The following is a 13,321-nucleotide window of genomic DNA, read 5'->3' as shown; positions in this document are numbered from 1 at the left end:
ATCGTCGCCGCTGCCACCGGCCACCTGGCCGTGCATGGGCCTCCGGCAACTGAACCACAACCTCCAGGCATTGGAGTTGCCGCCGCTGACGGACGAGGAACTCGGCCTGATCGACCGGCACGGCGTCCACGGAACCGGCTCACCCTCACAAGTACGCGGTCCCGCGCGGGACTTCACAGTCCCGGAGACGCGGTTTCGAGGAGTCGCTTGCGCAGCAGGGCGGTGCCGGATTCTGCGAGCCAGTCCGCGAGCGTACGCAGTTGGGGATGGATGACGCGCAGCGCTTCGATGTCGGCGTGCCAGCGTGATCCTGCTGCCCAGCGTTCCCGCGCCTGGGCGATCTCGGGGTTGAGTGCGGTGGCCTCGGCGGGGGTGATCTGCTCGTACCGAATTGCGACGCCGGTGGCCTCGCTGATCGCGGCGACCGCCTCGGCCGGGGTAGGTGCGTCCCCGGCCAGTTCCAGACTCCGTCCCGCGTACCGGTCTGGCTGGTCGAAGGCCAGCGCCGCAAACTCGGCGATGTCCTCCACCGCGATGATCTGGGCAGGCTCGTCCGGCGGAAAGATGTGCCGGTGCACGCCGTCGGTGATGCCGTCGAGGCCGATGGCCGTCGAACCGAGATAGTTCGACATGAAGCGCACCGGGCGTAGCACGGTCACCGACCGGATCCGCTCACGCAGATAGTCCTCGACGCGCTTCTTCACCTCGGAGCCGCCCGGACGGCCCGGCGTGGACGCGACCCCCGTGAACACGACCTGCTCGACTCCCACCACGGCCGCGGCATCGGTCAGCGCCCGGCCACGGGCGAACTCCCGCTCCGTGTCGAGGCCGGCCGACCCGAGCGCCACGGGCGGCACGGCGAACAGCGCCGCTGCTCCCTCCAGCGCGGTGGGAAGACTCGACGGGTCGTCGAGGTCGCCGCGCACCAGCTGCGCTCCCGCGGCCTCAAGTGCCTTGGCGGCGGGGGCGGTCGTGTCCCGCACGAGCGCACGCACCGGCCTGCCGGCAGCCAGGAGCCGGCGTGCGGTGGCGCCGCCCTGCCTGCCGGTCGCACCGGTCACGACGACCAAGCGGTCTGTGGTCATGTCGTCCTCCGCCCCGGGATGGTCGATGGATGCGGTGTGGTGGGGCCCGGGTCGATGTGGAATGCTCCACCCGGTTGGCTGACGCGGACAAGGGATTACGTGACATGACGGCAGCTCCCCAGGATGCCGGCCGGGCCGATGCCCGCCGTAACCGCCGCAAGGTGCTCGCCGCCGCATCGCAGGCGTTCGACGAGCACGGCCTGGACATCTCGCTCGGCGCGATCGCACGGCAGGCAGGGGTCGGCGCCGGCACGGTGTACCGGCACTTCCCCAGCAAGGAGATCCTGCTGGAGGCCGTACTCGCCCAGCAGGTCGACGACCTGGTGGAGACCGCGCAACAGTGGGCGGCCCGCGCCGACCCTGCCACGGCGTTCTTCGGCTTCCTCCTGGACGTCATCGAGACATCCCACGGCCGCAAACACACCTGCGACGCCCTGACCGCGCACACGAGCTGGCCGCGGCCGAGCCTTGCCGCATCGGCGCGACGGTTCCGTCAGGCCCTTGACCACCTGCTCCGCGCGGCCCAGCACGCCGGCGGCGTCCGCACCGATGTGACCACGGACGATGTCTCGGCCCTCACCGTCGGGTGCGCGACGATGCGGGCCGCCCACCGCGACCAGAACGGCGGCACCCGCATGGTGCGGCTCGCGCTGGAGAGCCTGCGGACACCCGCGCCCGTCACGCAAGGGCGGGGCTTTCGTGACACTCCTCGCACGCTGCACACAGCGCCGCGGTGCGAGGAATGCGGGACCCGCATCGAGGCCCGGCCCACCGGCCGCCCGGCGCGGTACTGCGGAGCGACCTGCCGCCAGCGAGCGCATCGACGCCGCCTCGGCACGGCCGGCGTGCCTGATGGAGGACGAGTCGCAGCAACCGGAGACGTCGAGTAGGACGACGTCCTGACTGCGAGGGACCAGTTTCGCCGCCTCAACCGTTCTTGCACTTTCCCTATAATTCCTATCGGATTAATAGGGAAAGGCCCGGGCCTCCCGGCGCGTGGAGACACCTCGCCACACCAACGATCTTGAGGAGACCACCGACATGGGCGTTGCCACCAAGCCGTCCCAACCCGCCACGGCATCCCCCCGGACAGGGCCCGGCCCCGCTCACTGGTTGCACGTGGCCCATGAGTTGGCGGACGACCTCGCCACAGACGCCCCGGCCAGGGAGCATGCGGGCAAGCCCCCCTTCGAGGAGGTCTCCAGACTCCGTGAATCGGGGCTGCTGAACCTGCTCATACCAGCCGAACTCGGCGGAGGCGGCGCGGACTGGCCCACCGCGTACGCAGTCGTCCGGATGATCGCGGCCACCGACGCCGCGATCGCCCAACTGCTGGGCTCCCACTACTTCCTGTCATGGAGTGCCCGGTTCTTCACCGAACCCGGCCTCGCCGCCACGATGGAACGGCTGTCAGCGGCGGAACAGTGGTGTTGGGGAGGAAGTCTCGCCGCGCAGGATGTTCCGCTGATCCTGACCAGGAAAGGGAGGGGCTATGCACTGGAGGGCCGGCAGAGCTACGCCACCGGAGTCCTGATCGCCGATCGCCTCGCGGTGCGGGCCGAGCGGGCCGGGAACCGCGAACCGGTCGCCGTCGTGGTCGATCCCACGCATCACGGGGTGCGGATCGACAGCGCGGAAGCCTTCGGTCAGCGACTCGCGGCTGGAGGCGACGTGGAATTCGACGCCGTGCCCGTCGCCGCCCAAGACGTGCTCGGCTCGCTGGCCGCAGACGACGACGTGCTGTCGCCGTCGGCCTCTCTGGCCTCGCCGGTCGGGCGTCTCCTCTCCGTCCAACTCCTTCTCGGCCTCGCCGAAGGCGCACTCGCCGAAGCGCGCGAGTTCAGCAGGGCCGGCCAGTCGTCCTGGCGCTCGTCCTGGCCGGACGGCTCTCCCCAGGATCCGCACGTACTGACCACCTACGGGGAACTCACGATCCTCACCCGCTCCGCCGCAGCCCTCACCGAACAGGCCCTGGCAGCGGTACACACCGGGCTGGCCCGCGCCGAAGACCTCACCTACGACGAATACGCCGACATCTCGGTCCACGTGACGATGGCCGAGGCCGCCGCTTCCAGGGCCGCGCAGGAATCCACCAGCCGCGCCCTCGACGTTGTCGGCTCCCGCTCCGCCTCCGCACGGCTGGGCCTCGACCGCTTCTGGCGCAACGCTCGGGCCCACACCTTGCCCCGGCCCATCGCCCACCAGTTCCGCGAAGCCGGAGACTACTTCCTCAACGATGCCCACCCACCGTTCGTCCTGCCGGCCTGACGGTCAGGGACAAAGTCCGCGCTCCCCCGTGCCCTCGTGCCGACACGTCATCGCAGTTGATCCTGGGCCGACGCACCACAAGACGCGTGACAGGCCAAGTACCCCGTGTCGACGCGGTGGCCCCGTCGAAACCGCGGTGCTGCTGATCGACGGCCGCGCCGTCCACGCCGACGGCGCCGATCGCGCCGCGAGACCGCGTCCCCTACCGCGGATTCATCGCAGGCCGACATCCCCGCGAGTGGCTCGCGGCGCGGGTGGCGGAGGGACCTCACCGGTCCAGGTCGACGATTGATCTTGAGTCCAGCCCATCGTGACGCCCTGTGAAGTTCCGATCTACGGTGTGCGCGAGCTACGAGTTGCGGTGATCAAGCCCTGGCTGGCCTGCGCTGGCGTAACGTCCACGCCGGACTGAAGACCAGCTTCGCCTCCGACTCGCCGGTCCGCACCTGGACCGCGTACCCGGCCAAGGCTGCCTGCCGGACCGCCCCCCACCCCCTCCCTCGGTTCCCTGGCGAGCCGCTCACCAGGGAACCGGGCCGTGCTCGTCGAAGAAGCCACCGGTCGGCCCGTCATCGGGCAGCGTGGCAAGCCGGACGACTACGGCCGCGCCGTCGGCCGCCGTGCGGGTGAGGCCCGGGAACGCGGTGGTGAGGTCGGTCGCACACGGTCCCGGATCGGCGACGTTGACCAGGATGTTGCGGCTGCGCAGTTCCTTGGCGTACTGCACGGTCAGCGAGTTGAGTGCGGTCTTGGACGGGACGTACGCGGCCCACGCGGGCCGAGTGGTGAAGTAGTCCTCGGGATCGGTCATCCGGGCGATCGAGCCCAGGCCGCTACTGACATTGACGATCCGGGCGGCGGAGGAGCGTGCGAGCAGCGGCAGCATCGCGGTGGTCACGCTGATCACGCCGAACACGTTGGTCTCGAACACGTCACGCACAGTGGGCAGTTCGACGCTGGTGGGACTCTGGGCGGCGAGGTCGCCGGAGATGCCCGCATTGTTGACCAGGATGTCCAGCCGGCCAAAGCGCTCCTCGATCCAGCGGGCGGCGGCGAGGACGCCGACCCGGTCGGTGACGTCCAGGGTGACCGGGTGCACTCGCGGACCCAGGGTGGCTGCGGCTGCCGCACCGCGGTGCGGGTCGCGCGAGGCCAGGAGGACGGTCGTACCGAGCGATGCGAGCTGGGCTGCGACCTCGCGCCCGATGCCCTTGTTGGCGCCTGTGACCAGGGCAGTCGTGGTTTCTGTCATGGATTCAGCCCACCACGGGGGTGAGGAGGGGTTCCAACACCGATCAGGTACGCAGCGATACCGTGCGGGTATGGAAAGGCTGGAGATCCGCGAGCTCGCGTACTTCACCGCCGTCGCCGAGGAACTGCACTTCGGCCGGGCGGCCGCCCGGCTGGGGATGGCCCAACCGCCGCTCTCCCGCGCCATCCGGCAGCTCGAACGACGGCTGGGCGTAGTCCTGTTGGAACGCAGCCACCGCCGGGTCGCACTGACCGAGGCGGGAGCCGTCCTGCTCCGCGAAAGCCGTACGGTGCTCGAAGCAGCCTCGACCGCGGCGCGCCGCACCCGGCGGGCCGGCCGCGCCGACCCGCGTCTGGTCCTGGCCATGAAGCCGGGTGGCGACGGCGGCCTGCTGCCCGAGATCCTCGACGCCTACCAGGCCGAACCGGGCGCGCTGCCGGTCGAGTTGGTGTGCAGCTTCGGCAAGCGCGAGGTCCTGCTGCGGGAGGGGCGTGCCGACGCCGCCCTGCTTCACCGCCCCCACCATGACCCCACCGGCCTCGACACCCAGGACCTCCTGACCGAGACTCAACTCCTCGTGATACCGAGTTCGCACCGCCTCGCGGACCGTACCCGGGTTCGCCTCAACGACTTCGCCGGGGAGTCCCTGCCGCGCTGGCCGGGCGCACCTGAGGGCGACCCACCCGGCCTCGAGGTCGACGACCTCGGGCAGCTTCTCCACCTCATCGCCCTTGGCCGCATGGTCGCCGTCCTGCCCGCCTCCATCCGCGGCCAGCTCCGCGACGACCTGGTCGCCGTCCCAGTCGACGATGCCGAGCCCACCACACTCGTCCTAGCCTGGCCCGAGCACGCCACCTCCCCAGCCCTGGCCGCCTTCGTCCGCGCGGCCGCCGCCGTCGCGGGCAAGACGACGGGCCACGACGGGTAGTGCGGGGTGAAAGAGGCGGCCCTCCCTGTGCTCGCAGGCGTGCCAACCCTCCCGGACGCCCTCACGGCCACCTTCGAGGTCACACCTCAGAGGCAGCATGACGGGCACCGGACGGCGGACCAATTACCCGGTCGACCAACGGAGTCAAGCCACTGGCCGGGCCCCGCACCGAGGTGGACGAGAACGCCGGCGGGCGAAGTGCCGACGTCGGCCCCCTGCCCGGACTCCACCACGATGACGCCCGGCCACGCGCAGTGCGGCCCGAGCTTGCGCGCTGCGGCGGGGATGTCGCTCCTGCCGACAGGGGGACGTCGAACTCAGCAACCACGGCTTCTGCGATCACGGCCTGGCGCGCATCGAGGAGCTCTTCATGAAGGTCCCGCAAAACATGCGGCGGACGTGGCGGGCGGCGAGGCGCGGCCAGTGTGTCGCACCGGTCGCTCCTCGCCGCATGATGTGTTCCGTCCGTGTTGTCTACGATCCCGTGGCGGCGCCCGCCTGCCCGTGCACGGCCGGAGCGTCGGCGGCTGGGGCGGTGAGCGGGCTTCTGCCCCTGCTGAGGGCGAGGTAGATCACTCCGGCGACGGCGACGCCGATGAACCAGGAGTACGGGCCCAGGTTGTCGCCGTATCCGGACGGGCCGTAGACGGGCAGGATGCTGGAGAAGACCGAGCCCACCGCGGCGGCCACGAGCGCCCGGATGTTCCAGCCGCCCTGGAAGCGGAACTCCCCGTCCTCCTGGTAGAGCGCGGGCACGTTCAGCTGGGTCTTCCTGATGAGGTAGTAGTCGACGACGAGCACGCCGAAGAGCGGGCCCATCGTCGAGCCGATGGCGTTGACGAAGCTGGGGGCGTTGTCCCAGGGGTGCAGCGGGTAGAGCAGCAGCGCGATGACGGCGGCGATGAGGCCGCCGCGTCGGAAGGTCACGTACTTCGGTGCCACGTTGGCGAAGTCGAAGGCGGGGCTGACGAAGTTGGCGACGACATTGATGCCGAGGGTGGCGACGGCGAAGGTCAGGGCGGCGAGCAGGACAAGGGCCGCGCTGTCGAACTTGGCGGATATCTCGGCCGGTTCGAGGATCACCTGCCCGTACACCTTGCTGGCGGCGGCGGTGGTGATCGCCGCGACGAGGGAGAAGAGGATCAGGTTGACGGGCAGGCCCCAGACGTTGCCCTTCTTCAGGGTCTTCACGTCGGGGGTGAAGCGGGCGAAGTCACCGAAGTTGAGGAACAGGGCCGCGAAGTAGGTGACCCAGGTGGCGGCTATCGCGGCGATCGCTGCGAACGAGCCAGGGCTGACGTCGAGTCCGGTGGCGCTCTTGGCGAGCGCGCCCAGGTCCTTGGCCGGCATGTCGACCGAGAAGGACAGCGCGCCTGCCTTCACGGACAGCGCGATCGCCAGCACCAGCATCATCAGCCAGACCGCGGGTCCGGCGAAGTCCTGGAAGCGGCGTACCGTCTCCATGCCCTTGCTGATGATGAGCAGCTGGGCGGCCCAGACGCCGAGGTAGCACAAAACCTCGAGGCCGCTGTGGTCGAAGAGATGAGTGGTCTCGTGCAGATGCCTGGGGCCGTCGTAGCGGACCAGGAAGGCGACGATGGCGCCGGCCGCCGCGCTGGTCTGGGCGCCGTACCAGAAGGTGGCGACCACGGCCCGGGCGAGCGCCGGGACGTTGGCGCCGAAGGTGCCGAACGACGCGCGGGCGAGGACGGGATAGGGGACGCCGGTCTTGACGCCTGCCCTGCCCATGAGGGTCATCAGCCAGTAGATGACCAGCGAGCCCACGCCGATACCGATGAGGAACTTGAGGGTGTTGCCCGCGACGAGGAACAGACTGGCGGCCAGGAAGTAGCCGTACAGACTGTGGACGTCCGAGGTCCAGACGTTGAAGATGCTGAAGGCGCCCCACTTGCGCTCGGTGGCCGGGGCGAGATCCTCGTTGTAGAGACGGGGGGAATACCCCGGCGGGGTGACAGTTCTGTCCGCGTCCGCGCTGTCCGTCGCCGTCATGTGGTGCTCCTTGGTGCTGGCTGCGACATCTGCCTCCGGCATCGCACCGGATGGTTGAGGCGTCAGACAACGGCCTGTGTATTGCACCTGGATGCCCGGCACGTAACGGACTCGTCAACGGAAAATACTTTCCAGTTCCGGCCTTGCCCGCCCCGCCGCGCAGGACCTGAAGCGTGGTCCGCCGGCACGCCCGACGCGGCGCCGTGCGGCACGCGGTACTACCGATGGGAGTGGATCAACTTGCTCGGAGCGGACCGAGCAGCGCGAGCGTCCCGGACTGATGGTCACCGGGCCATGCACGCAGATCCCGACCTGGTTACAGGACCCGGAGGCCCCGGATGGGTGACGGCGGACCGTAGGCAAGGAGCAGGGCTCCCGTGACCGACGCTGCGAACTTCAGCCGTCCGAGCGTGCGGTGATCGCCCCAGCGCGAGCTCATCCCGCCCAGTCCTCTCGCGGCTCGACAGGCCGCCTTGGGAATCATTGACAGGAGCGATGTGACCGGCCCGTTGTTGGCAGGGCACCGCTCGTCGAGGCCACATTGCCCACGGCTCGCTTGAAGTCGGGGCAGTCGACGAGCGGTTCGTGCTCGCATACGGCCGCGTGCCGCAGGCTGTCCCGGAGCCGGGTGAGCCGGCCGATCTGCTCGTCGAGGGCGTCGGCCTTGGCGGTCATCCCTGTCCGCAAGTCCGTGTCGGACGGCCGTGCCTGGAGGAAGCGGCCGAGTTCGGCGACGGAGAATCCGGCGCTGCGTGCGCAGGTGATGAGCGCCAGGCGTTCGAGGACGTCCGGGTGGTAGGTGCGGCGCAGCCCGTTGCGGCCGGCGGGAGCGATCAGGCCCTTCTTCTCGTAGAAGCGCAGCGCCGACGGCGCGAGTCGGCTCCGCTGTGCGACCTCGGCGATGTCCAGCAGCGACGCGTCCATCAAAGCCTCCTTGACTTGAACCGCGGTTCAAGTCGCAGCCTAGTCGCCATGAGGATCCATCACCTGAACTGCGGATCGGTCCGCACCATCGAGGCCACCTACGACGGCCCGCTGCCCGCACCCGCCGTCAACCACTGTCTGCTGATCGAGACCGACACCGACGGCCTGGCCCTGGTCGAGACCGGGCTCGGCCTTGCCGACGTCCGCGACCCGATCGGCACGCTCGGCGCCGAATGGGTCGCGATGGCGCAGCCCGCGCTCGCCGAGGAGGAGACAGCCGTACGGCAGGTCGCCCGGCTCGGGTACGCGCCGTCCGAGGTCCGCCACATCCTCGTGACCCACCTGGATGTCGACCACTGCGGCGGCCTTCCGGACTTCCCCGACGCCCAGGTCCATGTGCTCGCCGCCGAACTCCACGCGGCGCACGCGGAGTCGCCCAGTTTCCGCTACCGCCCGGCTCACTGGGCCCACGAACCCCGCTGGGTCACCTATGAACCCGGGCCTGGTGAAGAGTGGTTCGGCTTCACCGCCGTACAACCGAAAGGACTGCCACCGCAGTTCAAACTGGTCCCCCTGGGCGGTCACACCGCGGGCCATACCGCGGTCGCCGTGCACACCGGCGACCGATGGCTCTTTCACTGCGGCGACGCCTACTACTACCACCGCGAAGTCGAGGACGCGAAGGAACCGCATCCGTTGATGGACCTCGTCCAGACCGGCGCCGAGGTTCATCGCGATCTGCGCCTGGGCACCCAGGCCCGACTGCGTGAACTGCTCCGCGAGCACGGCGACGAGGTCGAGACCTTCTGCGCCCACGACCCATGGGAGTTCGCCCGCTACCAGGGCGCCGACAGGGGCTCCGGCCTCGACCCTGCTTCCGTCTGAGGTCAGCCGGACTTCGGTGTGAGGACGATGTCGGGGCAGGGGCGGAGCGGGCGCAGGGGGTGCCGGTGGGGCCGGAGGCTGATGCGGAGGGAGCGGCTGCATCGCTCCCTCCCGAGCGGCTGGCGTTGGCGAGTGCCGCCTCGACGAGCACGGCCGCACGGCGAGGCCGACGCGTCGGGAAGGTATCTCTCCGTGTGCCGTAGTCATTCGGTCGCCCGCTTCAACATCCATATGTCCAGGGGAGGTTGCCCTCCGCTCGGGCATCATGGCCAGCACACATCCCGATCCAGAATCCGCTACTCCCCCGGCCCCTGCTCGGCGGCGGGCTGCCACAGTTCGATCCGGTGGCCTTCGGGATCGGTGACCCAGCCGAACCGTCCGACGCCGTCCATGTCCTGAGTCTCCTCGGCCACATCCGCTCCCTTGGCGCGCAACTGCGCGAGCATCGCATCCAGGTCGCGGACGCGGAAGTTGAGCATGGACTGCTGGGTGCGGGATCCGAAGTAGTCGGTGTCGGAGTCGAACGCCGCGAACACCGTCGGCCCGGCTTCCGGATGCCACAGCCCGTGCTCGTCGGTGTCCAGGCCCAGACAGTCGCGGTACCACGCGCTCAGGGCCGCCGGGTCGGTGGCGCGCCTGAAGTAACCGCCGATTCCAAGTACACGTTCCATGCGGCCATGGTGACAGTGCCGGCATCGAGCAGGCCGGTGCCACGCCCTCGCGCGGTCACCGCTACTCGCCGGGTGCGGTAGTATGGATCATGAGCTGGCCGCCGCAACTCCGGGTGGTTGTTCACGCGTTGGTGGTCCAAGGAAAGACGCCCCACTTCCTGTGGGGAAATGCAGGTGCAAGGCCTGCCCGGCGCTCCAACTGGGGCCTGTCCGCACAGCCGGACAGGCCCCACGCGTTTCTCGGCTCGCCTCAGTTGTGGATCCTTCAGGACCAGGGCAACGGCGCGCACGGAGGGCGGCCTTCCGTCGATGGAAGGCCGCCCCCGGCTCCTGGCTGCGGCGCGTCAGCCTTGGTGCGGTGTGCCGTGGACGGTGAGTTCGGTCGCGTCGAGGTAACGGCAGCCCGAGGGACTGGAATCCTTCGCGCAGTCCACACCGTTGTCGGCGGCCTGGTTGCCGAGCATGATCAGGCGGACGTACTGGACGTTCTGCCCGCTGCCGTCCTTGAGGGTCACGGCGTTCTGCCGACCGGTGTCGGCGGGCTTGAAGTGGCCCTCGGCCGCGGTGGTCCAGGTGGTGCCGTCGGGAGAGGTGTCGATCCGGTAGTCGCCGAGGGACGCGGTGGTGTCGTCGCCGCAGCCCGCCGTCGGGTCGACGAGGAGCTCACCGATGTCGACGGCTTTCGGCAGCTTCACCGTGTTGTGGACCGGGTCGACCCCGGTGCCGTTGGTGCCGCCCGTGGCGTCCGAGCCCCACACCGCGGACGCCATGTCGATCAGGCCGTCCGGTCCGCACCCGTACTGGGTGTTGTCGGTGCCGGTGAAGTCGGCGATCGCGGCGCCGCCGGAGGAGGACGCCCAGTCGCGGCGCAACTGCCAGTCGGCGTCGGCGGAACCGGCCTTGACGTCGATGGTGCGGACCGTCGGCTCGTAGCCGTTGCCGCTTGCGTACACCTTCCGGTACGTGCCCTCGGGGACGCCCGTGATGGTGTAGGTGCCGTCCGCCTTGGTCACGGCGGAGAAGTCGGCGCCGGGGAAGCCGGAGCTGTGGCCACTCACGCTGACCGTGACCCCGCTCACCGGGGTGCCGGTCGAGTCGTCGGAGACCTTGCCGGAGAGCGTGACCCGCTTGGTTCCCGGGCCGGGCGGCAGAGAGAAGTCCTCATCGGGCTGGGTGTCGTCGGCGGACAGCGCCGCGGCGAAGTAGCCCATCCCCCGGTGCGCGAAGACCTTCCAGATGGTCTTGTGGGCCCGGCCGTGGTTGACCACGGTGTCGGCCTGGAGGATGGCGTTGCGCTGGTCGAGGAAGGTCGGGGCGGCGGGGGACAGTTCCATCGCCCGGGTCAGCAGCGATTCGGTGAGCTTGCTGCCGAGTTTGGTGCGCAGGTCCCAGAGGGTCTCGCTCCAGATCTCGCCGTCGGCATGTACCTCGGGACCGTTGTCCCGGATCTTTCCGTAGTCACCGTAGGTGTAGCCGCCGGGGCCGGACGCCTTTGTGCCTGGGCACTTGGCCGACTTCGACCCCACGGGGCAGTCCAACGGCTGGCTGCGCGAGGGAAGTTCGTCCGTCCAGTGCGGCGGGTCGAGGGCCACGTCGCCGTCCTTGCGCGGACTGTCCTTCAGCAGCTTCTGGTTGACGAGGAAGTCCAGCGCGTACCAGTCGCTCCATGCCTCGCCCATGGCGCCGCCCTGCTGGCCGGTGAGGGCCGAGACGCCATCGGCGTCGACGACGAGGCGGTTGGACAGGCCGTGGGTGTACTCGTGGTAGACGGTGGCCGCGTCGTCGCCCCAGTTGCCCTGCAGGACGTCGTAGCCGGGGCCGGAGCCGGTCAGGTACATCTGCATCGTCGGCGGCTGGCCGTCCGGCGGGGTGCCCATGTTCGCGTTGTTCAGGTGGTTCTCGTCGGGCAGCCCGTTGTCGACCGCCGCGCCGTCGTCGGTCTGCGCCTGTACGGCGTCACCGTCGCGTCCGTCGAAGTTGCCGGCCTTGCGGGTGAAGCCGATCGGGGCGGCTGCCAGGTGGTCGTGGAAGGTGCCGAGGTAGTAGTAGACCTGCGCGGCGTTCTGCTTGCGGTTGGTCTTCCAGGAGTTCGGCTTCTGCTGGTTCCAGGAGCAGGGCAGCGGATCGTCGCACCCGTTGCCGGTGAAGGGCTTGAACGGGAAGGCGAAGCTCCCGCCCGCCGCCGGCGTGATCTCCTCTCCCTTGTCCACCTTGTTGTTGTCGTTGACGTCACTGAAGGCGTGCGCGATACGGCCGTCGAGGGTCTTGGCGTTCTTGGGGAGCCAGCCCTTGGCGGTCAGGTTCCGGAGGGCCTGCTTGCCGCCCGCGGGAGCGCCCGGGTAGCGGTCCCAGACCAGCACCTTGCCGCTGGACGCGGGCGCGGCCGCGGCGTCGTACAGAGGCTGCCCGGCAGCGGACGTCCCGGCCGGGGAGGCGGTCAGGTCGGAGGACAGGTTCTGCCGGTACAGGACGCGCCCGCTTACGGCGTCGACGACGTGCAGCCACATGCCGTGGCCGTCCGGTGAGGTGACCGTCTGCCAGGCGCGGCGGGCGGTGTGGCCGGACACCGGATAGACGACCTGCTTGGCGGTGTCGGTGGGCGTGCTTCCGTCGGCCCCGGCACCCGTGATGTCGCGGACGGCGGTGTCCCGGGCCTGCGTTGGCGTGACCCGGGCCCGGGCCAGCGTCGACGGCAACCTTGGCACCGGGGCGCCGAGCACGCTGATCAGACGTCCGTCGCGGGAGACGTTCGCCTTGACGCCGTTGCCGAAGACCGGCACGCCGTCGACCGACTGAAGGAACGACAGGTGGCGTGTGCCGGCGACATCGGTGTACTGCTTGCGCAGCGTCAGGTCGTTGACCTGGACGTCGGCCAGGCCGAAGACGTCTGGATGGGCTTGCAGATAGTCCCGGACGATGTCGCGGGGGCTGTCGTCACTGGGTGGCGTGAGGTACCCGTCCAGCTTGGCCACCTGGCGTGCGGTGCCGGTGGCCGGGTCCAGCTCCAGCACGCCCTGGGTGCCGAGCTGGTCGCGCAACTTCCGTACACCAGGGCGCTGTTCGGCCTTGGCGAGCCGGGCGTCGCGGCGGATGAGGGCCTGCTGGGAGGGGATGGGCGGCGTCTGGGCCGCCGGGATGCCGGTGTCGGCAGAAGGTGTCGGGTCGTCCGAGGCCGCGTGCGCGGTACCGGGGAGGATGGCGGCGGTCAGCGCAAGGCCGGCCGTCGCCGTGAATATGGTGGTGCGCGTTCTGCGCAGGGAGGCTCTCGCCATGTCACGCCTCGTGGGGGGGGAGGAGT

General features: G+C 69.9%; 10 protein-coding genes. 4 read left to right on the top strand and 6 right to left on the bottom strand.

From position 1 onward, the window contains the following. Positions 1-173: 173 nt before the first annotated feature. On the bottom strand, positions 174-1,085 hold the full coding sequence (locus EJC51_RS45065) for an NmrA family NAD(P)-binding protein (RefSeq protein WP_126276415.1): 912 nt from the start codon (positions 1,083-1,085) through the stop codon (positions 174-176). A 104-nt stretch (positions 1,086-1,189) separates the two neighbouring features. On the opposite strand from EJC51_RS45065, the gene EJC51_RS45060 reads away from it, so the two are divergent. Both EJC51_RS45060 and EJC51_RS45055 read left to right on the top strand, forming a co-directional pair. Continuing rightward, complete coding sequence (locus EJC51_RS45060; RefSeq protein WP_126276414.1) at positions 1,190-1,975, top strand: TetR/AcrR family transcriptional regulator; 786 nt, start codon at positions 1,190-1,192, stop codon at positions 1,973-1,975. Positions 1,976-2,126: 151 nt separating this feature from the next. Next, positions 2,127-3,353 (top strand): acyl-CoA dehydrogenase family protein, encoded by a 1,227-nt coding sequence (locus EJC51_RS45055; protein WP_126276413.1) that lies wholly within the window; start codon positions 2,127-2,129, stop codon positions 3,351-3,353. A gap of 520 nt (positions 3,354-3,873) precedes the next feature. On the opposite strand, the gene EJC51_RS45050 is transcribed toward EJC51_RS45055, so the two are convergent. Continuing rightward, complete coding sequence (locus EJC51_RS45050; protein WP_126276412.1) at positions 3,874-4,605, bottom strand: SDR family oxidoreductase; 732 nt, start codon at positions 4,603-4,605, stop codon at positions 3,874-3,876. Positions 4,606-4,675: 70 nt separating this feature from the next. Here EJC51_RS45050 and EJC51_RS45045 point away from each other — a divergent pair, with 70 nt between their 5' ends. Continuing rightward, positions 4,676-5,533: a LysR family transcriptional regulator gene (locus EJC51_RS45045; protein WP_126276411.1), complete on the top strand. Its 858-nt coding sequence runs from the start codon at positions 4,676-4,678 to the stop codon at positions 5,531-5,533. 474 nt (positions 5,534-6,007) lie between these two features. Here the strand turns inward: EJC51_RS45045 and EJC51_RS45035 are convergent, their stop codons facing one another. After that, positions 6,008-7,543, bottom strand: a complete 1,536-nt coding sequence (locus tag EJC51_RS45035; RefSeq protein ID WP_126276410.1) for an NCS1 family nucleobase:cation symporter-1 — start codon at positions 7,541-7,543, stop codon at positions 6,008-6,010. A gap of 480 nt (positions 7,544-8,023) precedes the next feature. Then, positions 8,024-8,467 carry a MerR family transcriptional regulator gene (locus EJC51_RS45030; RefSeq protein ID WP_126276409.1) on the bottom strand — a complete coding sequence of 148 codons (444 nt, stop codon included), beginning with the start codon at positions 8,465-8,467 and terminating at the stop codon, positions 8,024-8,026. 48 nt (positions 8,468-8,515) lie between these two features. Here EJC51_RS45030 and EJC51_RS45025 point away from each other — a divergent pair, with 48 nt between their 5' ends. Further along, the gene (locus tag EJC51_RS45025) at positions 8,516-9,352 is read left to right on the top strand and encodes an MBL fold metallo-hydrolase (protein ID WP_126276408.1); all 837 of its coding nucleotides are present in this window, start codon (positions 8,516-8,518) and stop codon (positions 9,350-9,352) included. 296 nt (positions 9,353-9,648) lie between these two features. On the opposite strand, the gene EJC51_RS45020 is transcribed toward EJC51_RS45025, so the two are convergent. Together EJC51_RS45020 and EJC51_RS45015 are read right to left on the bottom strand one after the other, a co-directional pair. After that, positions 9,649-10,023, bottom strand: a complete 375-nt coding sequence (locus tag EJC51_RS45020; protein ID WP_126276407.1) for a VOC family protein — start codon at positions 10,021-10,023, stop codon at positions 9,649-9,651. 344 nt (positions 10,024-10,367) lie between these two features. Next, positions 10,368-13,295, bottom strand: a complete 2,928-nt coding sequence (locus EJC51_RS45015; RefSeq protein WP_126276406.1) for a M36 family metallopeptidase — start codon at positions 13,293-13,295, stop codon at positions 10,368-10,370. Positions 13,296-13,321: the final 26 nt, after the last annotated feature.

It is taken from the genome of Streptomyces aquilus (genome assembly GCF_003955715.1).
In the GTDB taxonomy this organism is placed as follows: Bacteria; Actinomycetota; Actinomycetes; order Streptomycetales; family Streptomycetaceae; genus Streptomyces; species Streptomyces aquilus.
This window is presented reverse-complemented; position numbering and strand designations above follow the sequence as displayed.